Origin of the sequence: Aquimarina atlantica (assembly GCF_000626715.1) — a bacterium.
GTDB lineage: Bacteria > Bacteroidota > Bacteroidia > Flavobacteriales > Flavobacteriaceae > Aquimarina > Aquimarina atlantica.
Genome location: NZ_AQRA01000002.1, coordinates 482,919 through 508,662, shown reverse-complemented (window position 1 = coordinate 508,662; position 25,744 = coordinate 482,919). Strand labels below are relative to the sequence as shown.

Genomic DNA, 25,744 nt, shown 5'->3' with positions numbered 1-25,744 from the left:
TTGCATGTCGTACAAAAGTCCTCCATTTTAAATATGTCAAAATTAGTAGCATATAGAGAGAAACTTAATTTAACGCAAGAAGAACTTTCGAAAAAGTCTGGAATCTCTGTACGAACTATTCAGCGAATTGAGTCTGGAATAGACCCAAAAGGATATACGTTGAAAGCTCTGGCTAAAGCTCTGGATGTAGACGAAATAGATTTACTTAATAAAGACAACCTCACTGTCGAACCCAATTATAACTTAGTCAATATAATTAATCTTTCTTCTTTAATCGTTGTTTTTATTCCTGTTGTATGTTTTCTTATACCCTTAGTAATAACACTTATCAAAAAACAATTGAATGCATTAACTGCGCAGATAATAACTATTCAAATACTTTGGTCTGTAATAATGATCGTAGTATACCTAACCGGAAATATTATAGATTTAGGAGAATTAGGGCGTAATATTGTTATAGCGTTACTCTTACTTCTACTACTTGCAAATGTTTTGATTATCTTAAGAAATAGTATCGAGCTACATAAAAACAACAAGCTTTATTTTAAATTAAAGTTTAGTATCATATAGTTTTCTTGAACATTGACGGCTATTGACAGGTTTTTGGCGTGTTTTTGGCAAGTCGTTTTCTTCAGCTTTCTTTCATTAATTATTGATTTTTGTCTTTCTCATCTTACAGAACAAAATATTTATAATTCTATGAAAATAAAAAAGTATCCTTCCATCGTGTTTATCATATTCTTATCCGTTTTTAATAGTTTTGGCCAGCACACTCAAAAAATAGATAGCCTGTTTACTTCCTGGAATTTTCCTAATCACCCAGGGGGTTCGATAATGGTAGTAAAGAATAACAAAACTATATTCTCAAAAGCCTACGGTTTAGCAAGTATAGAGTATAATGTAACTAACTCAACGAATACTCTTTTCAATATAGGTTCAATATCAAAACAGTTTACAGCAATGGGGATAGTATTGCTGGAAGAGCAAAATAAACTCTCTTTTGAAGATGATGTAAGAAAACACCTCCCAGAACTTCCTGACTTTAGAGAAACCATTACCATTCGTCATTTACTACATCATACAAGTGGATTAAGAGATTTACATGGTTTGCTTGGGCTTGCTGGATGGAGAAGAAATGATTTAGAAACAAACGAAGATCTCTATAGAATTATTAAAAATCAGAAAGAACTCAATTTTAAGCCTGGAGAAGAGTTTTTGTACTGCAATACAGGATATATACTTTTAGCTCAAATTATTGAAAGAAAAAGTAAATTACCATTCAGTGATTGGATGAAGAAAAATATATTTGATCCCTTAGGTATGAAAAACACCTATGTCGAGGATCAATATGGCCGGGTTGTTACAAATAATGCAACGTCATACTATTCTCAGAAGGAGTTTAAACGAGCTATAGAAAGTTGGGGATACTTTGGATCTGGAAACATGCATTCAACTACAAAAGATATTAACGTATGGCTACACAATTTTATAAACCCAGGAGAAAAATGGGTAACAGCTTTTAATAAACTACTATCCACTACACCACTTAATAATGGGTATAAAACTAATTATGGTTTTGGAGTTCGAATAGAAAACCATTTTGAAAAGAAAATGATTCAACATGGAGGAGCTGTCGGTGGATTTAGAGCAGTTGCCAGAGTTTATCCAGAAGAACAACTTCAAATCGTAATTCTATCTAATTTTTCAAAAAGTAATGTAGGATCTATGATTGACAAGATTGCTGAGATTATTTTTGAAAGTAATCAAAAACCACAATTAACAAGTGTAACTAAAAAATCTGAGATTCCTAACTCATTTATCAGACAATCTAATAAAAAATTGAAACAGTTTGAAGGTATTTATTGGAGTGATATAGAGAAAATCGGTCGCAAAGTTTATATAAAAAATGATACATTACGATATTCAAGTTCAGAAACAAATGAATGGCCTTTGGTTGCAATAGGCAAGAATACTTTCGAAATGGTATTACACCAATACGAAAATCCTATTGTTAAATTTGATAGCGATACACATCAAATGATTATAACATTTTCAAACGGATTACCTGGAGTTTTTGAATTTCTTCAAAGTCATCAACAGCAAAACACAAATGATCTTACTGCGCTTGTTGGAGATTATTACAGTTCAGAATTAAAAACCACATACTCAATTTTACTGAAAGAATCCGATGTTTATTGTGAACATATAAGGCATGGAAAAATTAAAATCAAGCAGTTATATTACAATATCTTCTCTGGGAGCTGGCCTATTGGTATTATTGAAATAGAAAGAGATAAAGAAGGAAAAGTTAATGGTTTACGTATGTCAAATGGTCGAACCAGGAATGTTTGGTTTAAAAAAGTGATTTAGTTTGAAAAATTGGTAAACCTATTGATATCGAAGAGATAAAATAATTACTTGCTACTGCATATTTATAAGACTGTAACACAACTTGATTATGAGAGGGTATTACCTAGTCCAGTTTAATTTTCTTATTTTTGAACTCACTTAACCTAAAAATCAAGAATCGAAATGAAAAAACTTGTGTATGTCGTTGCCTATACCCTTGCCCTGGGATTTGCAGCATGTGGAAGCGATGATGACGTAGATTGTGCCAAAGCTAATGTCGATTTATCAGAAGCTGCAGCTGCATATAGTCAAAACATTGGTTCTACAGAAGCTTGTACTGCCTATAAAACAGCAATAGAAGTAGTTTTAAATAACGGTTGCGCTTCCGATGATGAAACTATTAAAGTTTATGAAGAGCAATTAAAAATATTAGGAGATTGTAAGTTTGGAGGACAAACTTGCTTGAATTGTACTAATAATGATATTACTCTGCGGGTATGTAGGGGAGAAAACGGAAATGCATTTATACAAGAGTTTCACCAGGGAGTATTAACTCCTAGAGATACTGGTGTTCCTTTTGAAAAATATGTAGAACTTTCAGATTGTAAATAATTTGATAGTGTCTTAATAAAAAACAGATAAAAAGGTGATCAAAAACGATCACCTTTTTTGTTTAATAAGAAATATGTATACCGGAAAATGATCACTATACCCCCCTGTATACGCATTATTAGTATAACTGCGAAAAGGGTATCCCTTATACTTACCGGTTCGTGTAATCAGGTATTCTGGATTAAATATTCCTGCTTTATAATATCGATAAGAAGAGTAATCGGTGTCTAAAAAACTTTTAGAAATAATAATTTGATCAAACAGGCTCCATTGATCTCTCCATGCAAGAGATCCCAACCCTTTTTTTGCCAATTTTGCCATAGGATTGTAAAACCCTTTAATTTCGATATTTTTTCTATGCTGTTTTGCCTTCAGTATTTTTTTTACACTCGAGTCATTAGGGTTATCATTAAGATCACCCATTGTGATGATTTTTGCATATGGATCTGTAGCGAATATAGAATCCATTATCTTTTTATTTAATGCTGCTGCTTTTTCTCTCTTATAGCTACTTCTAGCTTCTCCTCCTCTTCTTGATGGCCAATGATTTACAATAATATGAATTAGATCACCATCCAGATAACCACTTACCAATAACTGATCTCTTGTAAATACTCGTTTATCAGTGTTTTTGTCATAAATTATCAATTCATGCTTATTGTAGTCTTTCACTTTAAAGAGTGTATTTTGATAGAGTAAAGCCACATCTATACCTCTTCTATCAGGTGAGTCAAAATGCACAATACCATAATCTTTAGATTTAAGATTTGGGTCACTAACAAGGTCTTCGAGCACTTTTCTGTTTTCTATTTCTGCAACACCTAAAATGGCAGGAGAGTTGATGGCTAAACCCTTACCTATTTCAGAGATTGTTCTGGCCATATTTTTTACCTTATGTATATACAGTTTATACGTCCAATGATCTTTTCCTTTAGGAGTTCTGTCATCATCAAAGGTTATAGGGTCATCTTCGGGATCAAAGAGGTTTTCGAGATTATAAAATGCTATGGTATGAATCATATACTCCTTTTTTTCCTGTGCAAAAAGCAATGAGGTGAATAATAAAATGAAAACGAGTGTTACGAAGATGTCTTTTGAAAACATAAGATTGCTTTTTGTGAGACTTCACAGGTTTTAAAACCTGTGAAGTCTAGGATTAATGCCCCTGGCATACCACGATTAGAATCTCGAGATTATCCGGGAGCTAATACTATTTATAAATCAATTACAAATATTGGTTTTTCCAGTTTCGAAAAATGAAACTGGGATATTTTATACTTGCCTTTATTAACCTATAAATCAGTATGGTTTCGAGTTGTTTAATCTCACACATCTAATAAAATGACATATTATTCTTTTGATCCAAAATATATACTATTGATTTTCTTTTGTAGTATCTCTAGTATTCATGCACAACAAACCGAGTTAAAAGGGAAAATTATTGATGCTATTTCTGGAGAAAACATTGAAAAAGTTACGGTGCATATTAAAGAAACAAAGACTACTGTGCTTACTAATGCTTTTGGCGAATTTAATTTTAATGATATTATGCTTCCTTTGGGAGAGCAAGTATTAATAATATCTAAGGAAGGATATATAACTAAGCGTTTTCCTATTACAATTAATGAAGGAAATGTCCTTGATCTTAAAAAAATAGACTTACAGTTTGATTTTAATACCGAACAACAACAAATAGGTACGATTAGCCTTTCGGATCACGAATTAGATGAGGATAATGATATATCTTTTAGTGTTTCGGGATTACTTCAATCTACCAGAGATGTATTTCTTACTGCGGCAGCATTTGATTTTAGCTCAACTTTTTTTCGCCCGAGAGGTTTAGGAAATGAGAACGGAAAAATCCTGATCAATGGGGTTGAAATGAACAAATTTTCTAATGGAAGACCACAATGGAGCAATTGGGGAGGACTAAATGATGTACAACGTAACCAGGAATTTTCACTGGGGATTTCAGAAAACGACTATACATTTGGAGATCTTTTAGGAACTTCTAACATCATTATGAGAGCTTCTAAATACCGCAAAGGAGGCAAAATATCTTATGCTTTTTCTAACCGTAGTTACCAGGGAAGAGTAATAGGAACGTATAATTCTGGGGTTACCGCAAAAGGATGGGCCTTCTCTGTATCCTTATCAAGAAGATATGGAAAAGAAGGTTTTGTTGAAGGAACCTTATACGATTCAAATTCATTTTTTGTTTCGATTGAAAAAAAATTAGGGAACAAACATAGCTTAAATCTAACAGGTTTTTATACTCCAAACCGTAGAGGAAGATCTACAGCAATTACCGATGAAGTATTTAGTCTTAAAGGAAACAAATATAATCCTAACTGGGGATACCTGAACGGAGAAATAAGAAACTCTAAAGAACGGAAAATAGAAGAGCCTGTCTTTATGTTAAACCATTATTGGGATATATCAAAAAAAACTCATTTACAAACTAATATCGCTTTTCAAACGGGTAAAATTGCTAATAGTAGAATAGACAATGGAGGAAGTGATTTAATAACTGGTCCAAGCGGTCAACAAACCTATATTGGAGGAGGAAGAAGCGCAGACACCAATCCTGTGCATCCAGATAATATGCCAAGTTCTTTTTTAGAAGATCCTAATCCAACTCCTCTGGATTATCAAAATGCTTTTTTGGCACAACAAAACTTTATCAACAATGGGCAATTAAACTGGGATGCTATATTGCAAACCAATCAACAAAATGCACAAAAAGGTAGTAACTCAACATATATCTTATATGAGGATAGAACAGATGATACCTTATTGAGTGGTAATATGATACTAAATAGTCAATTCAATACATACATTACATTAAATGCAGCAATTGGTTATAAGAATTTAAAGAGTCAAAATTTTGCTGAGGTAACAGATCTTTTGGGTGGTACTGGTTTTCTGGATGTTGACATGTTTGCGTTATCTTCAACAGGATTATCTTCTTCCGAATTAGCTAGTAGAGCACAGAGTGATTTGCGCAATCCGAATCGTATTGTAGAGGTAGGAGATCGCTACGATTATAATTATGAGATTGAGGCTTCTGCGATTAATGGATTTATTCAGGGACAATTTAAGTTGAAAAGAGTTAATTTCTTTTTAGGCGGAACAGTTTCGCAAACATCATATCAAAGAAATGGTTTGTTTGAAAATGGATATTTTCCCGGAAACGATTCCTTTGGAAAAAGTGAAGCTTTAAATTTTATGAATTATGGAGTAAAAGCAGGAACTACCATTGCGATCAATGGGCATCATTTTATTAAACTTCAAGGTGCCTATTTCAATAAACCACCTACAATTCGTAACGCTTTTGCAAATGCAAGATATAATAATAGTACCATAGCGCAATTAATAGGAGAACATCAGGAAAGTGAAAAAATCCAATCTGTAGATGGTAGTTATATATTTCGTTCCCCTAAGATCAAAGCCAGATTAACAGGGTATTATTCTAAGATTTTGGATGCTACCAATATTTCTTTCTTTTTTACCGAAGCTATTTCAGGATCAGATGTAGGGTTTGTTCAGGAAATACTTACCGACATAGATAAACGATATATCGGAGGAGAATTTGGGATCGAATATCAAATCACGCCTACTATTAAAATTAAAGGAGCAGCGGCAGCCGGTAGTTTTGTGTTCGATAATGATCCAGACTTGGTTTTAACCAGTACTAGCGAAGCATTTTCAGATATTGCAGGGATACAAAGTTTTGGAAAGTCAGCATTAAAAGGATATCACATTGCAGGAGGACCTCAACGGGCAGGGCAGTTAGGTTTTGAGTATCGTGATCCTGATTTTTGGTGGTTTGGAGCTACCACAAATTATTTTTCTAACGCGTATATCAACATAAGCCCTTTTGCAAGAACAGCTAATTTTTATCGAGATACTGATGGATTACCTTTTAATGATTATGATGAGGATGTTGCAAAACAACTTTTACAACAAGAGCAGTTTAAAGACTATTTTCTTGTAAATGCTATTGGGGGTAAATCCTGGAGAATCAAGAAATACTATATTGGTTTTTTAGCCTCTATAAATAATATTCTTAATCAAGAATATAAAACAGGAGGATTTGAACAAGCCAGAAAAGCAAATTACCGACTGGCTTTAGAAGAGTCACAACGGGATACTCCTGTTTATGGGTCAAAGTACTTTTATGGATATGGCACTTCCTACTACCTTAATGTATATGTAAGATTTTAGTTTCAAATCTCACAGGTCTCTAAGACCTGTGAGGTCTACTTTCATAATAAGAACAATAAACACAACAAAAAATATACTATAAAATGAACACAAAGAATTTTTTTTGGATTTTAATTGTATCATGTACAATTGTGGCTTGCTCACCAGAAGATGAATTTAAAATATCTCCGGTTACCATAGATGAACCCCAAATTGAAGGTACACTAATTACAATTGATGCAATACTCGGTATTTTGGGACAGAAACTTATTGAAGATGGAGAAAATGCTAAAGTAGTTTTTGAAGACACTAACAATTTTATTCAGGGTTATGTAGTATCCAGCGATAAAGCCAGTAATTTTTTTAAAGAATTGGTGCTTCAGGATAAACATACCAACCCTTCTGCAGGTGTTCGGGTATTAATTGATGATAATCCATTATATACTACCTATGAATTTGGACGTAAAGTATATATCAAACTAAATGGTTTGTCTCTTGGGATAGAAAATGGAATTCCGACTCTCGGAATTTCAGAAGGAAATACTATTGGTGCAATTCCCTCTTTTTCTATAGAAGAAGTTGTGATAAGGTCTACAGAAACGGCTGCCATAACTCCGCTGGAAATCACAATTGAAGATTTTACTGATAAGCTGGTAAACGTATACATCAAAGTAAACCATATACAGTTTACTAAAAATCTCATTTTAGAAGATAACACCTTTACTTTTGCGGCAGAAAACCATGATAAGTTTGATGGAGAGCGTATTGTAGAGAGTTGTACAACAGGAAGAAATACAATACTAAGCACTAGCACTTTTTCTGACTTTAAAGGACTTAAACTACCAAATCAACAAGGAAGTTTTGAAGGAATATTAACTAAAAATTTTTTAGGAAACTCATATAACTTAGTGCTTAACGATCCACTAGGGTTAGTATTTGATAATGAAACGAGATGTGATCCCATAGTTTTAGAATGCCCGGCAGTTCTTGAAGGAACTACAATAGTATTCGAAGAAGATTTTACAGATCTCAAAATCGGTGATCTGGAAGATTTAGGATGGACGAATAGTAATATCACAGGAGGAAAGTTAAAGTATAAGACAGGTAATTTTGGTGAAAATCAATATGCACAAATAACAGGATATAGGTCAAAAGAAAGTTTATATGAAGTATGGTTTATTACTCCTGATATTGATATAAGCACCTCAACAGATGAGGTTTTATATTTTGATCTTCAGGCGGGATATGATAACGGAAATATCCTTGAGGTTTTTGCGACGGATAATTTTACTGGAGACCCTACAACTACATCGTGGGCAAAGCTTGATGCTATGATCCCTAGAGGACCATTAAATGCTTTTGGCAATTCTACACCAGCAGGACCTATTGGATTATCTTGTTTAGAAGGTACCATTCGCATAGGTTTTCGATATATTGGTGGTGATCCCAGAGCTACTACACGATACCATATTGATAATATAAAAATTACCGGAAAATAAGATTAAAGATAATTTTTATAAACGATTGAATTCTATTCAAGTACCCTATTATTTTTTTTCATATTCTTTTGTCGTTAGCTTTTAGCAAAGCATTGTATTTTGCATAAAAAAAGCAGAACTAATGGCTAGTATAGAAATCCGTCATTTAAAACTTATTGATACGGTTGCAGAAGTAGGAACCCTAAAAAATGCAGCAGAAAAACTTTTTCTTACACAATCGGCATTAAGTCATCAACTTAAAGAATTAGAATCTCGTCTAGGCACCCAGATATTTTATAGAGTTAATAATCAATTGGTATTTACTACATCTGGTAAAGAATTAAGAGATGCCAGTAAAGAAATACTCGAACGGTTAAAACAGGCAGAGAGTACTATCCAGGAAATAGATCAAGATCATATGAAGGATTATATCCATGGATATTCTCGGGAAGAAACAACTCGATTAAATGACCAGGCTAATTCTATTGCAGAACTTTTGCACTGGGACTCAAAATGGAAAGAAGGCTCCCTAATTCTTGAGGCGGGTTGTGGCGTTGGGGCACAAACCAAAATTATTGCAAAAAACAACATAGATTCGACTTTTGTTTCTGTAGACCTGTCTACTGCCTCATTAGAAAAAGCAGAGGCATCAATCAAAGAGCACGACATTAAAAATGTAGAATTTAAGGTTGCCGATTTGTTAAACTTACCTTTTAAAGACAATCATTTTGATCATATTTTTGTTTGCTTTGTTTTAGAACATATATCCCAACCAAAAGAAGCTATACAAGAACTAAAGAGGGTTCTTAAACCCGGGGGAACCCTTATGATAATAGAAGGAGATCATGGTTCTGCATACTTTTATCCAGATAGTCTATCTGCGCAAAAAGTGGTACAGGCACAAGTAACTTTGCAAGAACAAAAGGGAGGGAATGCCAATATAGGCAGATCGCTATACCCATTGTTATTTGATTCTGGATTTAAGAATATCACTATTTCTCCGAGACAAGTATATGTTGATGATTCGAAACCCGAATTACTAGATGGGTTTATTAAAAATACGTTTACCGCAATGGTCAGAGGGATTGCAGAAGAAGCATTAGCAAAGAAAATTATTAGCAAAGAAGAAATGAACAGAGGTATTAATGATTTGTCTAAAACTGCCGAAGGAGGAGGTACATTTTGCTATACTTTTTTTAAAGGAATAGCGATTAAAGAGTAATGCCTTAGACCATCAAACCTCTCCTATATTCAGAAAGAATTAACAGTTAAGCTATAATCCTAGTATTAGATAAGAGTTGGATCTGAAATCCTTGATAATAAATTTGTTTATATGTTTTACCCCGACTCTTCTGTACTGGATTATAGCTTATTGATGTTCGGTTTTGAACACTTTTATTTATCTAAAGAATAAACAAAAAGTAAAAAGGCTGAATTATTTGATTCAGCCTTTTTTGATCTAGTATGGTTTTAGGAGATTATCTAAATAACCTCTTTCTAATACCATTTGCACTTTAAATCTACTGGAATAAAATGTTCTTTTTTCATCTCAGTTTCAGAATTGCAACTAAACCGTAGCCGAGCTATGCTTGATTTTTCTTCTTTACTGAAACAAAAAAATCTTAATTTTCTTTACTAGTAAATTCAAAATACAAATGGTATAATTCAATTATTCTTTAATTATCTTTTGGGTTATATTAAGTTTTCCATTTGTACTAGAAGCATGTACTACATAAAACCCTTTTGTATACCGATTCATATCAATAGATAATTTAGATTGTCCGGCATTAAGTCGTATCGTTTGTGTATATACAGTTTTGCCTGTTACATCGGTAATTGTAATATCTACATCTCCTTCAACAAGAGTTTTAAAATCTATAGATAACTGATTTTTAAAAGGATTTGGAGAAACAATAATACTTGTTTCTTCTAATCCAAAATCTTCAGGAAGTAATTCACTTTCTAGAGCAGTAGGATTTTCTGCATAGACCATAGTATTTTTTGTAGCGATACGCTCACCATTCTCAAGGCATACAATTGCATCCAGATCATACCCATCTGCAAACCAGGGAAAAATAGATTTGTCACTTGTATCCACAACTTTGATATATTTTGCAGAACGTAAGTTACCTGTTGCAAGATCAAATTCACCATCCTGGCAAGTTGTTCCTAAAGAAACAAACTCAATACCATCCTGTGAGGCAAAAACTTCTGCAGATTCTGGATAGTAATTACAAGGGATATTATCAAAGAACCCTGTAGATTCGAATACTGCAAATTCATTGGTGTCTACGTTATCAAAAACTTCATTGTTTAGTTCTATGGTAATCGATCCACCAAATCCTAAACTCACAAAATTAAAATACCGTTTTTCTCTAGGAGTTCCTAAGGCACGTTTAGTCTTACTTCTAAGCCTGGATATTCTTCCACCATCTTTTCTTTTGCCTTGATTAAAAGCTACTACAGATGCTCCCGAACAATTATTGTTTACAAATTCTGGTTCTAGTAAGAATCGTGCAGAAACAGGTAAATGATCTGATGTAGTAAATGCATAATCATTGTCGTATACATCGTAATGAACAGTTACAGAATTCTCGATATAGGCCTCATTAAGTTCATTGGTTACCATAATATGATCAATCATATTTTCTCTAAAAATGAATGATCGCAATCCTGCTTCGCTTAACGCAGAAGATACAATCGTGTAATTAGCAGTATCATTTACATATTCCTGAAAACTAGAGATGGTAGATGGGATGTCTGCTACGGTTTCATCTACATCGTCATTATAATCCCCCAAAAGAATAACCTTATTGTTTGCAAAATTAGCATCTAGCGAATCTTTTAATACTTCTACATCATATTTACGCATATCATATCGATTTTGAGGGCCATTGCTACTATTTGCCCTGGCATGTAGTGCGATCAAATCAATACGCTCTGTAACGCCATTAATCGTTACATCTGCAGTCATTAAAAATGGTAATCTCCCACTAGCATAGAAACGATCTGTTTCGCTAGGATAATCTACTAGTGCAGATGCATCACCACCATTGTATAGCGGATGAATAGATGTAAACATTGCTCTTGTTTCGACCACAGAAACGGTTTCGGTATTATAAATAAATCCTACTTTTTGCGATACTCCTCCTGATCCTGGTCGAGAGACAGCATCAGATAAAATATACTCGTAACCAGGCAATAGGTTTACTAACTCTGCAAATAATGCATCGTCGGCAATTTCTTCTACAGCATATACATCTGCTTTTAACTTTTTAAGTACTGTAGCAGTGCTATCTCTTTGAATTTCATCAGACATAGGGTTTTGGCCTACAGGCGAGTTGTTTTCATCACCAAACCATTCGATATTCCAGGTTACTACATCAAAAGTGTCTTCTTTAGGAAAACCTACTGTATCTCCTGGTGGAATAAACTCTACTGCACAAGGGATATCCGAAGCTTGCCTTGGAAGTAACTGGTAGAATTCTCTAAAACGACCTACTACACCAGTAATTTCAGGGCAAGTAACAGGTTGTGCTTTACCTACTATAGAAGCTACATCATTATCAATGCGTAGTTCTCCATTTCCGCTGGCATCGGTAAGAGTAAAGTTAGAGTTACCGAATAAAAGATCTCCCGGATTAGGGAATGTGGTATTAAGTACTTTTACCAGTTCTCCCGGATGATCTGCAAGCTCTGCAAGTGTAATGTCTATAGGTGTAATTGGGTTTTGCGGAAGCCCGTTATTCACCACCTCAACTACACCGCTTATTTGTACCTGATCATTGAATGCAGCTCTAACACCAGTTAGGGTAATAGAATCCCCAACTTTTAAAGCAGCATTAGCCTGTACTTGTTCGTCGAAAACAGCAATACCACCAGTAGCATCTTGTATAAATGCAGGACCATTAAAACTATTAGTAACCGTTAATACTCCGGCAATAGTAACTGGTGTGCCCTCGGCAGTTGCTCTTGCTTCTGCAATACTTATCGGATCACCTGGTGTTACTATTACCCCATCATTATCTACTCCTGGTGTTGGAGCTTTAGCTACATACGAAGTAGTATTTCTAGCTCCTCCTTGTCCATTAGGACTTCGTTGTAAGGATTCAGCATCTTTGTTTCCGTTGGCATCTTCGTTGATCTGAGGTTGACCTGTGTTTAATAACACTAATAGTTCTACATCATCGGCATCATTAGTATCATATACTATAGCATCAATGATGTTTTCTGTAGTAATCGCTGTTCCGTTAGGGAAACTCGTGGCATCATCAAAATATAGAGCCACGGCATCGGCGCCATTCTGGAAGGTATTTCCAGGAACGACAAGACCTACATTGGCAACATCTGCATTACCAATAACAAAATATCCTTCTGCATTAGTAGTAAAACCATCTAAATCAATGGCATTGTAGCTGGTATTATTACTACCATTATAATTTACCAATACATAACCATTAAGTGAGGTATTTCCGACCCCACCATCATATAGTTCTACAAATTCTAAAGCGTCAGAACCTTGTGTATCTGCATCCAGCTCGTTAATAATAAGGTTAACTATTTCTGTTGCATTTGTATTTGCATTTCCCGGTGTAGGGATTGCCTGTGTATATGTTGAGGTATTTCTTAACCCCCCTGATCCATTAGGAAAACGTTGTAAGGAATGGAAATTCTTATCATTTTTCTCGTCTTCATTTATTTGAGGTTGATCACTATTTAGTAACACCAATAGTTCTGCATCATCACTATCATTGGTATCATATACGATCGCATCTACCAGATTATCTGTAGTAACAGCACTTCCGTTAGGAAAATTAAAGGCTGCAGTTTTATAAAGCGCTACAGCATCGGCTCCATTTTGTAACCCATTACCAGGAAATGTTATCCCAACATTAGCAACATCTGCATTACCGATAACGAAATATCCATTAGCATTTGTGGTAGAACCTGTTAAATCATAAGCTGCATAACTTTGATTATTAGATCCGTTAAAGAACACTAATGTATGTCCGTCGAGAGATGTGTTTCCGGCCCCACCGTCAAACAGCTCTACAAATTCTAAAACATCAGATCCATCGGTATCTGCATCAATTTCATTAATTACTATTACCGCTGTTGGATTAGTATCATCGATAACTACATTTTCTCGATTAGGCGTATTAACAGCTTCTCCTGGTTCTGCTATCACTGTAGGGAAACTTGGCAATCCACTTCCATCAAAATCATTCCTTTTCCAATCGGTGACAGCATCGGTATCTTGACCATTCGGAAACCTTGATGCTCCTCCTACAGTAAATGAGCTTCCATCAAAAGATTGTAGTAAGGTAACATTGGCATAGTTAAGATCAGATGCACCACCATCGTTAACTCCAATATCATCAATTCGTTCTTCCCAGGGAGTGATATCAAAAACCCCATCGTCATCTGTATCAAGGTCTTGCCCTAAACTACCGGTAAAATTCTTTACCAAAAGAAGAGTGAGTGTGCCGTTTTCATATACATTACTACCAAAAGGAGTAGTGAAATACCCATTAACATCTGTAGTGCCTAATTGTATTACTTCGTCAATAACTCCAGATGCGTTACTATCTCCTTCAATTTCTAGCAACCAATATTCGCTTAAGTCTGTTTCTATACCAGCTAATACTTCTACAAATTCATCGGTATCTGATCCGGTATGATTACATACAAACTCATTAATTATTGGTATGATAACAGGTGTTCCCAAAACCTGATTAATATTTACGGCACCATATGAGTTGGTCGTAGATACTTCCCAGGTGAATTCTGTTGCAGATGTTCCCGTTCCTGATAGTTGTAATGAAGCTCCAACAGGAGTACTACTAGATTCTGACACACCTATATCGGTACTTGTTAATCCAGATGCAGGGCCATTTGTTGCTGTAATAACACCTTCATAGCTTAAAAACTGAACAACTGCATTGTTGTTATCAATTAATGCGATTCCATCGGGGGCACCATTTTGTAACCCATTAACAGGAAGAATTTCTACAATTGTTCCGAAACCATTTTGTTGATCAGGAATCACTCCCGAAATAGAAATTGTATTATAAACGGTACCATTTGACCCGTTATATAAAACAATACTCCAACCAGAAAGATCGGTTCCTGCTGTTCCAGCAATTTCAATAGCTTCTTCTACATCTGTACTTGCATTATCATAGTGTATTTCGTTAATAAATACGGATTGAGTAAACCCATTCTGAGTCCCTAAAAGGCAGGAAATGACGAATGGAATTAAGAGTAATTTTAATTTCATGACTATTAGTTTATTTGTGTGATTTTTTTGCGTAATGCAAGTTAGGGGATTAGAATGATTATTACTGTGTAGCGATGTTAAAAAAAAGGTTAAGAAATTTAATTTCATGGCTTTGAAACTCTTTATATCTCTAGTGGATTTATAGAGTGTTGTAGCATTATCAAAAGAAACGCATGATCCATAAATCCCAAAGGGTGTTCTATATATTCATTATCATAAAACAATACTTCAGTACATACATTTAGGAATTAATTTTAAAATCTAAAACAACAATGAAAAATTTTAAGAAAAATGTAGTATTAGCATTATGTATACTTGGGATCGTATCGTGCGAAAAAACAGAAACAGATACCGAGATATTAAACATAAAAGGGCAAGAAGGTTTTATGAGTACTACAGGAAATAGTGATACTACTGTAGCAGATGATCAATCAAAAGAAATTCAGCCAATATTGCATATGCATTTTGGACCAGAAGTAAGTGAAGAAGAGGGACTTGCAAAATTTGATAAAGCAATTGCCAAATACTTTAATAATAACTCAAAATTAGATTTATTAGATTGGCCTGGTACACCACCCTGGTATTATAGAGTATATACGAAAACAGGTACGTATGAAGATTCTGGCTCAAATTATTGTGGTACAGATGGGTCGGTAAGAATTTCTATAGATTTTCGTACCAATTTAGGGTTTATCTATCAAAATGATATAGTGCTAAATAATCCAGGTGATGATAGAGAAGGAGGTTGGGATGTTTATTACTTAAGCTTAAACCCCAAAAAAAATGGAAATACAGTTAATTGGATAGAGATCGCATCAGCCGGAATTAAGTTAAAAGGTAAGGATGGTTGGTTTTTAAAAAGACTAACAGTAGTAGCCGATAAAAACGATTATACAAGTTTGAGTTCAAAACCTGAAATCTGGTTAGATAATAACACAAATAATGGATGGGATCTTTTTCATACTAACGATTCTGACACTACAGTGAAAACAGGGAGATATTATCTTTAGTTAATTCATAGAAATCCTCGATGACTCTACTTTGCCTCGGGGATTTTTATTATACAAAATCTAACCAAAAGAAAACTATCGATGAGTTAAATAGCAAATACACATCTTGTGTAATTGTCTATTAAACAGTGTTTTATTTAAAAATATTCTAGTTTCCTTAGTCATAAAGTATCGCTTAGACCTCATGATTTTTCCGTAAATGAGCAGGTAAAGATTACAAACTATCAATTGAAATTTATTTTTGATCAATTCAAAATTACGGACCATCAACTACGAGTTATTATATAAGGTACTTGAGTTTACATTTGCTGCATAATAGATAAATATTTTATAACTAAACTTTTAAAAGCAAAATGAAAACAGTACTAAAATTTAAAAAATACATGTTTGTAGCAGTGTGTATTTTGATGACCGCTTCTTGCGAAAAATCTACAGTAGATGCCGAAGTTGTAAATGCTAATGAGAAAGAAGGTTTTATGAGTACGACAGGGAACAGTAATGTTATTATAACAGATGATCAATCAGAAGCAATACAACCAATAATTCATATGAGTTTTAGTGCTGAAACGAGTAAATCAGAAGCATTAGCCAAATTTGATGAAGCTATTGCAAAATATCATAGTAAAAATAATAATGAAAACAAAGGGTCAGTTTTTTCTGGTCCCACTAAACCATGGTATTACAGAGTGGTTACTGTAACGGGTAAATATCAAGATACTGGCTCAAATCATTGTGGTACTAATGGATCCGTAAGGCTTGATGTTGGTTTTCTTACCGATGCTGGAGAAATAGTTAAACATAATATGAAATTGGACAACCCAGGAAATGATAGAGAAGAAGGTGCTTTTGATTACTATTATCTAGGATTGAATCTACCATATGATATTAAGTGGATAGAGATTAATGCAGCTTTAATTAGATTAAAAGGAACAGATGGTTGGTTCTTAAAAGAGATTGATATAGTCTCTACTGGGGATGAGGATTATACAAGATTGAATTCAAAGCCCAATTTATGGTTAGACAGTAGTGCAAGTAATCTTTGGGATAGTTTCCATACTGATGACCATGAAACTACGAACAAAAATGGGAGATACGATTTTTAGTCTATTAGCAAATAGATAAGTTGTCATTAAAAGGCAGAAAAATAATATTGTTTTTCTGTCTTTTAGTTTAGCTTTAATCGTACCGATACAGGAAAATGATCACTGTATCCTCCTTTATATTTTCCACCTGCATACGTTCTAAAAGGAGTACCCTTGTAGCGACCTTTGTGAATCTTTAAGAAGTCATCATCAAAGATGGCAGCGTTAGAAAAACTGTGCTTTCCTTTTGCATATTGATGAAAATTGTGGCTAAATATTATTTGGTCAAACAGATTCCATTGGCTTCTGTAGTTGGTACTACCTCTGTATCTGGTAAGGAGGCGTTCCATTGGATTAAAAAGATCTTGCTGCACCAAATTTTTTATGCTTTCGCTAGAAGGGTCGTCATTAAAATCTCCCATAATGATAATTTTCGCATTAGAGTTTTGATCAGTAATCTGGTTAATAATCTCACGGTTTTTTTCTGCTGCAGCAATACGTTTATAAGCCGTACTTTCTGCACCATCTCTTCGCGACGGCCAATGATTTATTAAGATGTGGATTTCTTCTTGATTTAAAGCACCGGTCACCCATAGAATATCGCGAGTATAATCTCGTTCTCCTATTTCATTATTCACCAAAACAGTAATAGTTTTAGAATTTTTTACTTCAAAATATTGTTTTTGATATAGTAACCCTACATCAATACCTCGTTCATCAGGAGAATCATAATGCACAAGACCATATTCTTTTTGTTTTAAATGCTTAGAGTTAATAAGATCGTTGAGAACTGTTTTATTTTCTACTTCTGCAACACCAACCAAAACAGGAGCTTTTCTTGTTTTTGAAAATCCAATATTTGAGATAGCAGTACCAAGTTTGAATATTTTTTTTTCATACCGTTTTCGATTCCATTTTTTTTCAGAATCAGGCAAGAAATCATTGTCTAAGGTTTTAGGATCATCTTTGGTGTCGAATAAATTCTCTAGGTTATAAAATGCTATGGTAAAGTGATTTGTGTTTTTTTTGCTGAAATAAAATTTATTGGCCATCGCATTTAATTTTTATAAGAAACCAGCTATAATGTTGGTTCCCGAGTGTATAAATGTTGTACTTTTGTACACTTGTTTAAAAGCACAATATAATAAATTAAGATATAGAAGATTAGGTAGCTAATGTTAGAAAGAGAAAAAATAGCATACGAGAAAACGGTTTTGATAGGAATCATAACCAAAAATCAGGATGAAGAGAAGCTTGAAGAGTTTTTGGATGAGTTAGAATTTCTTACGTATACAGCTGGAGGCGAGGTGGTAAAACGATTTACCCAAAAGATGGATATGCCTAATTCTAAAACGTTTATAGGATCTGGGAAAATGGAGGATGTGCGAATTTATGTAGAACAACATGATATAGGTACTGTCATTTTTGATGATGAATTATCACCAGGGCAACTACGTAACATAGAGCGTATCCTTAAAGCTAAAATTATAGATCGAACGAATTTGATCCTTGATATTTTTGCCCAACGTGCTCAAACCAGCTATGCCCGTACCCAGGTAGAATTAGCACAATATCAGTATTTATTACCTAGATTAACAGGATTGTGGACTCACTTAGAAAGACAGCGTGGGGGTATTGGGATGAGAGGTCCGGGAGAAACAGAGATCGAGACAGACCGTCGTATTGTTAGAGACCGAATTTCTTTGCTTAAAAAGAAATTGCTTACCATTGATAAGCAAATGGCAACACAGCGCGGTAATCGTGGAAAACTAGTTAGAGTAGCCTTAGTAGGATATACCAATGTAGGTAAATCTACATTGATGAATGTAATAGCCAAAAGTGAGGTTTTTGCAGAAAATAAACTTTTTGCTACTCTGGATACTACAGTAAGAAAAGTAGTTATTGGTAACCTTCCATTTTTACTTAGTGACACCGTAGGTTTTATTAGAAAACTACCTACTCAACTTGTAGAGAGTTTTAAAAGCACATTAGACGAAGTAAGAGAAGCCGATTTATTATTACATGTCGTAGATATTTCTCATCCACAGTTCGAAGATCATATAGAGTCTGTAAATAGAATTCTGAAAGAAATAGATTGCACAGATAAGCCAACTATTATGGTTTTTAATAAAATTGATGCTTATCAACACGAAACAATAGATGAGGATGATTTAACAACAGAGAAAACCAAAGCTCATTATACTCTAGAAGAATGGAAACAAACCTGGATGAGTAGAATAGGAGATAATGCCTTATTTATTTCTGCTATCAAGAAAGAGAATATTGATGATTTCAGAAAACGAGTATATAAAGAAACACGAAATATACATGTAACCCGTTTTCCTTATAATAACTTTTTATATCCCGAGATTGTTGAAGAATAGGCTTAAAACTTGTGTTTAAGCCCTAACCCAATTACTTCTCGTATCTGAAATCCACTGGTAGCATTATCATCATAAATAGATTGGAATGCAAAACTACCGGTTATGTACTTGTTGACCTGCAAGTTAATATTTAATGTATAATCAATATCTATGTTTTCTGGATCCTCGATGTAGTTAGAGTATAGGTTTAAAATTTGTTCTAATGTAATGTTTTTTGCTAAAGTATATTTGGCATAGGCAGCTAATGATCCACCAAACTCAAAACGAGAACTTTCGCCTGTATCTACTCCAAAGTAATCTCCATCTTTATAATCTGGTACATTGGTAAACTCTTTATCTACAAATATCATACGAGATGTGACCGGAGCTATATTTACGTGCAGATTATTACTTTTTTTCCATAGTAATCCAGGACCAATCTGTACAAATGCAGGGGAAAAGAAATGAGTTTCTTCTGTACGAATAGTTTCTTCTGTATCAGGATCTTTGGTAAATCGATATCCTTTATCAAACTGAGACCTGAAGTTGGTAAACAAAGAATAATTCCAGAAACTCTTACCTATTTTTTGCCCTAGTCTAGAATTAAACTCAATTCTATCACTTGTCTTACGGGGAAAATTCTCATCTTTTAAAAAAGTAAGCCCATAATCCGCAATAATTTTATTATCCCAGGTTAAACTATTTTTTTTATAGTTAAATTCATAGTTTAATGTAACATTTCCTGCAATATTAGATGTTCCCCCACCTTGCCAGTCATAGTTAAACGCAGATTGATTAAAGAGCATAGAATAACTGGCGATGTCTTTCCATCCGATATGTTCTTCTTTATTTTTTTTTGGAGTAAGCTCTTTTAACTTTTGCTTTAAAACAATAATATTTAGCTCTGTTGTGGTATGTTTTAAAATACTATCCAGCGATCTCTTTAAGTTTACCTGAATAGAATCCAGTTGTTTTGTTTTTTCTTTATCCTGCCCAGAAATTTTTGTTACTAACAAAAGCAGAAAAATAGCTAAAAAAAATCTACTCATTTGATCCTTTGTTGCAAGGGTAGAATACAAAGATACGGTATGCTTTTAGTTTTTTCAAACCAATGATATTTCTATCAAAAAACAACTTGTAGAAGATTACTTCTTCATTAGCGTTATACCGGTTTTAATTTGTATTTACTGATCTATTAACATAGACTAGTTAAACCCTTATTATTTGATAATTACATACTATATTAACGTTAACAGTAGGTTAATGTGTCAAAATCGCATAAAAAGAAAAGTCATTTAGAATACTTTTGATATCATGACACATGAATAAATCAAGTAAATAATTAGATCATTTGATGTAACATATTAAATACTCATAGGTCATAGTAAAAACAACATATATCAATCAAAAAACTTTTATGTCATGAAAAATCTCACAAAGATTATTACACTGTTTTTATTGTATTGGCTGCCAAACATAAATTATGGTCAGCTGCCTGCAAAAATGATTCAATATCCCGATGTTTCCGATTCTCATATCTGTTTTACTTATGCAGATGATTTATGGATTGTAAATAAGCGAGGAGGCACTGCACATCGATTAACAACTAAGCCCGGTCGAGAAACAATGGGAAAATTTTCTCCAGATGGAAAAACCATTGCGTTTAATGCTAATTATGATGGTAATAATGACATATATACGATCCCGGTAACCGGAGGCATTCCTAAACGAATTACAACTCACGGAATGTCTGACAACATTAAGGCATGGACCAATGACGGAAAATTTTTAATCTACACCTCTAGAATGGAAAGCGGTAAACAACGTTTTTCTAAAGCATTTAAAATATCTGTTAATGGTGGATTGCCAATAAGAATACCGATAAACAAAGTCGAAGAATTAGATCTGCATGTAAATGGTGATCTAGTTGCTATGACAGATAAATCAAGACTTAGCAGAAACTGGAAACGATATCGAGGAGGAATGGCGTCTGATATCTACCTTTTTAATCTGAAAACATTAACATCTGAAAACATTACTAATAACGATAGTAATGATGAACTACCCATGTGGAATAATGATGACCTCTATTATCTTTCGGATAAAGACGCTTCAAAAAAGTTTAATATCTGGAAATATAACTTACAGTCAAAACAACATGAGCAAATTACATTTTTTAAAGAATTTGATATTGAACGCCCGTCTATAGGAAAATCTGAAATTGTTTTTGAAGCTGGGGGAACACTATATCTTTTAGATATAGCAACAAAAACAACAAAAGAAATATCTATAAGTGCAATAGGTGATTTTACCGGATTAAAACCTCAGGTAAAGAAAGCAGAAAAATACATTCATAGTGTTGGTATTGCCCCAGATGGCAACAGAATTATTGTAGGTGCCAGAGGAGACATTTTTTCTGTCCCTAAAAAAGATGGAATTACTAAAAACCTAACACGTACCAGTGGTGTTGCAGAACGCTATCCCAGTTGGTCTCCAGATGGAAGATATATCGCATATTGGAGTGATAAAACAGGCGAATATGAATTAATGGTGAGAGATCTTAAAAATGATTCAGAGAAACAAATCTCAAAGCAAGGTCCGGGATTTAGATACCAACTATTCTGGTCTCCTGATAGTAAAAAGTTAATTTTTGTAGATCAGGAAATGCATATAAAACTCGCAAATATTACTAATAATACGATTACCAAAATAGATCAGGAAATACAATTGTTTCAAGGAGGATTATCTGGTTTTTCTGTGAGTTGGTCAAATGACAGTAAATATATTACCTATGCAAATTCTCACGAAAATGGAAATCAACATATCATTATTTATGATATAGATAAAAAGAAAAAACACACGATCACTTCTGCTTTTTATGATGATGGCAGCCCTGTTTTTTCTGTCGATAACAAGTATATCTATTGTACTACGAATAGAGTCTTTGATCCGGTATATAGTGATTATGATAATAGCTGGGCATACCCTAATGCTACCAAAATAGGAATCATTCCGCTTACAAAAGATGCAGTACATCCTATTGAATTAAAAAATGATAAAGTTGCCATAAATGAAGGTGATAATAAAAAAGAGGATATCAAAGACAAGAAGAAAGAAGAAGAAAAGGAAGATCAAAAGATAAAACCAATACGCATAGATTTTGACAATATAGAATCCAGAATGATTATTTTGCCTGTAGAGCTAGGAAATACAGGAGGAATAAGTGCTGCCAAAGGTAAAGTCATTTTCTTGAAACACCCCAGAACAGGATCAAAAGACGAAAAATCAGTTTTAAAATATTATGATTTTGAAGAAGATGAAGAAAATACAATTCTTGAAAATGTAGATGATTATAAACTTTCGTTTGATAACAATAGTATTTTGGTGTTTAGCGAAGAAAAAATGGGCATTATAGAAGTCGCAAAAGATCAGTCTCTAGAGGATCATATAGATACTTCTAAAATGGAAATGACCGTTAACCCAAAAGAAGAATGGCGACAAATCTTTACAGATATATGGCGTTTAGAAAGAGATTTTTTCTATGATAAAAACCTGCATGGATTGGATTGGGAGGCTATGAAAAAGAAATACGAGCCATTAATTGAATATGCAGCAAGTAGAAATGACTTAAATAAAATTACGGGAGCATTAATTGCAGAACTAAATGCTTCTCATACATATAGAGGTGGAGGAGATGTAGTATCAAGCTCTAATAAAACTACAGGCTATCTGGGTGTTGACTGGGAGATACACCAGGGAAAATATAGAATAAAAAAAATTATTACACCAGCTCCCTGGGATACAGAAGTTAAATCTCCTCTTAGAAAGCCGGGAGTTGTAGTTGAAGAAGGTGATTATATATTACGTATTAACGGAATCGAATTAACAGAATATGCAGATCCTTATGTAGCATTAGAAGGAAAAGCAAATGAAACAATAGAAATTACAGTTAGCAAAACTCCCGATGGTAAAAACAGCAAGCAATATCTTGTACAACCTATAAGAAGTGAAGCGAGGCTGAGAAATCTTGCCTGGATTGAAAAAATGAGAAAATATGTTGACGAAAAATCAGGAGGAAGAATAGGGTATATTTATGTGCCAAGTACAGGAATGGATGGGCAAGAAGAATTAGTTAGAATGTTTTATGCCCAACACCATAAAGATGGATTAATCATTGATGAAAGATTTAATAATGGTGGGCAAATACCAGATAGATTTGTAGAATTGTTAAACAGACCATTATTGAGTTATTACAAAGTAAGGGAAGGAAAAGACTGGGCCTGGCCTCCAAGAGGACATTATGGTCCTAAGGCTATGCTAATCAATGGATGGAGCGGTAGTGGAGGTGATGCTTTTCCCGATTATTTCAAGAAAAGAAAAATAGGACCGCTTATTGGTACAAGAACCTGGGGAGGACTAATAGGAATTTCGGGATCACCAGAATTAATAGACGGTGGATATGTAACGGTGCCTACATTTAGAATGTATAATCCCGATGGAACCTGGTTTGCAGAAGGACATGGTGTAGAACCAGATATCCATGTTCCAGAAAACCCAGGAAAAGATGCTCAAGGCATAGATGTGCAACTGGATCGAGCTATCAATGAAGTACTGAAAACACTTAAAGAAAACGACAAAAATCCAAAAATCAAAGTGCCAGCGGCAGAAGATCGTTCTAAATAATTTGTTTGTAAAAGAGATATATAATAAAAGCGAGAGGATATTCTTTCCTCTCGCTTTTATTTTTTATAAGATATGTAATATCAAAAATGTGTTTGATAAATTAAGGTATATTCGTAATACTGTATTATTATATGATTTGCTATGGAAAAATTAGAACTGATTAAAGCGCAAGAATCGGATAAGGATTTCTTATTCAAATTAAGAAAAGCGACAATGGTCGAGCACTTAGAAAAAATGGGGATTTTTTTATCTGATGAAGAGCATTTATCTAGAATAAATTTTCAATTTGATAGCGCATATATACTATTAAAGTCAAACCAAAAAACAGGAGTATTGAAGTATATTGAAACAGAACATTTAATAGAAATACTACAAATACAAGTATTACCCGAATATCAAGGTCATGGAATAGGAAAGAGTGTGATTAAAGACCTAATAGAAACTGCTAAAACTTCAAATAAAAATATAATTCTAAAAGTACTAAAAGAAAACCCGGCGAGGTATTTATACGAACGTATAGGTTTTAATACTGTTGATGAGGATAATTATGAATTTCATATGCAATTAATACCTAATAAAACATAAAAATTGGTAGTAAGTTCAGTAAAGAAAAAAGCATCTTTTATCGTATAAAAGATGCTTTTTTTAGGAATTATATTTTTTTGTTTCTAAAACCCATAATTTATGCCCAGACCAAATACTTCTCTAATCTGAAAAGCACCAACAGCATTATCATCATAGATCGCCTGAAAGGTTAGATTAGTAGATAAATATTTGTTAATGGTCATCACGATATTTGCAGTATAATCGATATCTACATTTTGTGGATCTTCTAAGTAGTTAGAATACAGATTTAAAATGTTTTCCATAGATACATTTTTCATAATGTCAAATTTGGCATACCCATTAAGTGCTGCACCAAATTCAAAACGAAATGTATCATTTGCATCTACCCCAAAGTACCCTCCGGCATCATTAAAAGCGTCTATTGCTGCCTGATCATTACCTACATCTGTAAACATATCATGTACAAAAATAAATCGTGCTGTGGCAGGTGCTATATTAACTTTGAGATTGTCACTTTTTTTCCATAGTAAGCCTGGACCTAATTGTAAATATGCTGGAGAAAAAACACGAGTAGTTTCTGTTCTGATTTCTCTTGTGCCAATAACATTTCCGGTTGTTGTATCTAGAATAGGTTCTTCTCCATATTCAAATCCTTTATCAAACTGTGTTCTAAAATTTAAGAAAAAAGAATAATACCATAATGATTCTTTGATTTGTCTACCTAATAATGAATTTAACTCTAAGCGATCATTGGTTTTGCGTATAAACTCTTGATCTTTAAGCTTGGTAAGCCCGTAATCTGCAAGAATTTTATTGTCCCAAGTAAGTTTTCCTTTGCGGTAATTAAAATCATAGGATACAGAGAGATTTCCTGCAATATTAGATGTTCCTCCTCCAAGCCATTCTGCATTAAAAGCAGATTGATTTATTAGAAGGCTAATGTTTCCTCCTTTGGTCCATCCTTCTTTAGGAGCTTCGTCTTTTTTTGTTTCTTCTTGTGCAAATAGAATTGTAGAACTAATTAATAGAACTACAGTAAGCAATGTTTTTTTCATTTGATGATAGTTTTAAGGAATTTAATCAGGTTATTTTAAGGGTTCAATAATTTATTACT

16 protein-coding genes are annotated in these 25,744 nt (G+C 33.8%); 11 read left to right on the top strand and 5 right to left on the bottom strand.

The features are described from left to right. The first annotated feature begins 33 nt into the window (after positions 1-33). The 3 genes from ATO12_RS06670 (at position 34) to ATO12_RS06660 (ending at position 2,961) form a co-directional block, all read left to right on the top strand. A complete protein-coding gene (locus ATO12_RS06670) occupies positions 34-570 on the top strand; it encodes a helix-turn-helix domain-containing protein (protein WP_034240333.1) in 537 nt (178 codons plus the stop codon). A gap of 129 nt (positions 571-699) precedes the next feature. Further along, positions 700-2,370: a serine hydrolase domain-containing protein gene (locus ATO12_RS06665; RefSeq protein WP_034240331.1), complete on the top strand. Its 1,671-nt coding sequence runs from the start codon at positions 700-702 to the stop codon at positions 2,368-2,370. A 162-nt stretch (positions 2,371-2,532) separates the two neighbouring features. Next, entirely contained in the window at positions 2,533-2,961 is a 429-nt protein-coding gene (locus tag ATO12_RS06660; RefSeq protein ID WP_034240330.1) for a hypothetical protein, read from the top strand. 48 nt (positions 2,962-3,009) lie between these two features. Here ATO12_RS06660 and ATO12_RS06655 read toward each other — a convergent pair whose 3' ends face one another. After that, positions 3,010-4,065, bottom strand: coding sequence for an endonuclease/exonuclease/phosphatase family protein (locus ATO12_RS06655; protein WP_034240328.1), 1,056 nt, complete (start codon positions 4,063-4,065; stop codon positions 3,010-3,012). Between the two features lie 237 nt (positions 4,066-4,302). On the opposite strand from ATO12_RS06655, the gene ATO12_RS06650 reads away from it, so the two are divergent. The 3 genes from ATO12_RS06650 (at position 4,303) to ATO12_RS06640 (ending at position 9,867) form a co-directional block, all read left to right on the top strand. After that, complete coding sequence (locus ATO12_RS06650) at positions 4,303-7,188, top strand: carboxypeptidase-like regulatory domain-containing protein (protein WP_051575656.1); 2,886 nt, start codon at positions 4,303-4,305, stop codon at positions 7,186-7,188. An 83-nt stretch (positions 7,189-7,271) separates the two neighbouring features. Further along, positions 7,272-8,666 (top strand): DUF5689 domain-containing protein, encoded by a 1,395-nt coding sequence (locus ATO12_RS06645; protein WP_034240327.1) that lies wholly within the window; start codon positions 7,272-7,274, stop codon positions 8,664-8,666. A gap of 121 nt (positions 8,667-8,787) precedes the next feature. Beyond that, entirely contained in the window at positions 8,788-9,867 is a 1,080-nt protein-coding gene (locus ATO12_RS06640) for a methyltransferase domain-containing protein (RefSeq protein WP_081801988.1), read from the top strand. Between the two features lie 447 nt (positions 9,868-10,314). Here the strand turns inward: ATO12_RS06640 and ATO12_RS06635 are convergent, their stop codons facing one another. Then, positions 10,315-14,925: a T9SS type A sorting domain-containing protein gene (locus ATO12_RS06635; protein WP_081801987.1), complete on the bottom strand. Its 4,611-nt coding sequence runs from the start codon at positions 14,923-14,925 to the stop codon at positions 10,315-10,317. 272 nt (positions 14,926-15,197) lie between these two features. Between ATO12_RS06635 and ATO12_RS06630 the strand changes: the two genes are divergently transcribed. After that, entirely contained in the window at positions 15,198-15,935 is a 738-nt protein-coding gene (locus ATO12_RS06630) for a hypothetical protein (RefSeq protein ID WP_034240326.1), read from the top strand. Positions 15,936-16,288: 353 nt separating this feature from the next. Then, on the top strand, positions 16,289-17,038 hold the full coding sequence (locus ATO12_RS06625) for a hypothetical protein (RefSeq protein WP_034240321.1): 750 nt from the start codon (positions 16,289-16,291) through the stop codon (positions 17,036-17,038). Between the two features lie 62 nt (positions 17,039-17,100). On the opposite strand, the gene ATO12_RS06620 is transcribed toward ATO12_RS06625, so the two are convergent. Continuing rightward, positions 17,101-18,069 carry an endonuclease/exonuclease/phosphatase family protein gene (locus ATO12_RS06620; RefSeq protein WP_034240320.1) on the bottom strand — a complete coding sequence of 323 codons (969 nt, stop codon included), beginning with the start codon at positions 18,067-18,069 and terminating at the stop codon, positions 17,101-17,103. Positions 18,070-18,192: 123 nt separating this feature from the next. Between ATO12_RS06620 and hflX the strand changes: the two genes are divergently transcribed. Next, complete coding sequence (gene hflX / locus ATO12_RS06615; RefSeq protein WP_034240319.1) at positions 18,193-19,401, top strand: GTPase HflX; 1,209 nt, start codon at positions 18,193-18,195, stop codon at positions 19,399-19,401. Between the two features lie 2 nt (positions 19,402-19,403). On the opposite strand, the gene ATO12_RS06610 is transcribed toward hflX, so the two are convergent. Further along, positions 19,404-20,429: a DUF3078 domain-containing protein gene (locus ATO12_RS06610; RefSeq protein WP_081801986.1), complete on the bottom strand. Its 1,026-nt coding sequence runs from the start codon at positions 20,427-20,429 to the stop codon at positions 19,404-19,406. 373 nt (positions 20,430-20,802) lie between these two features. On the opposite strand from ATO12_RS06610, the gene ATO12_RS06605 reads away from it, so the two are divergent. Then, positions 20,803-24,063, top strand: coding sequence for a S41 family peptidase (locus ATO12_RS06605; protein ID WP_034240318.1), 3,261 nt, complete (start codon positions 20,803-20,805; stop codon positions 24,061-24,063). 141 nt (positions 24,064-24,204) lie between these two features. After that, positions 24,205-24,648 (top strand): GNAT family N-acetyltransferase, encoded by a 444-nt coding sequence (locus ATO12_RS06600; RefSeq protein WP_034240317.1) that lies wholly within the window; start codon positions 24,205-24,207, stop codon positions 24,646-24,648. Positions 24,649-24,731: 83 nt separating this feature from the next. Here ATO12_RS06600 and ATO12_RS06595 read toward each other — a convergent pair whose 3' ends face one another. Beyond that, positions 24,732-25,685 carry a DUF3078 domain-containing protein gene (locus ATO12_RS06595; RefSeq protein WP_034240316.1) on the bottom strand — a complete coding sequence of 318 codons (954 nt, stop codon included), beginning with the start codon at positions 25,683-25,685 and terminating at the stop codon, positions 24,732-24,734. Positions 25,686-25,744 lie beyond the last annotated feature (59 nt).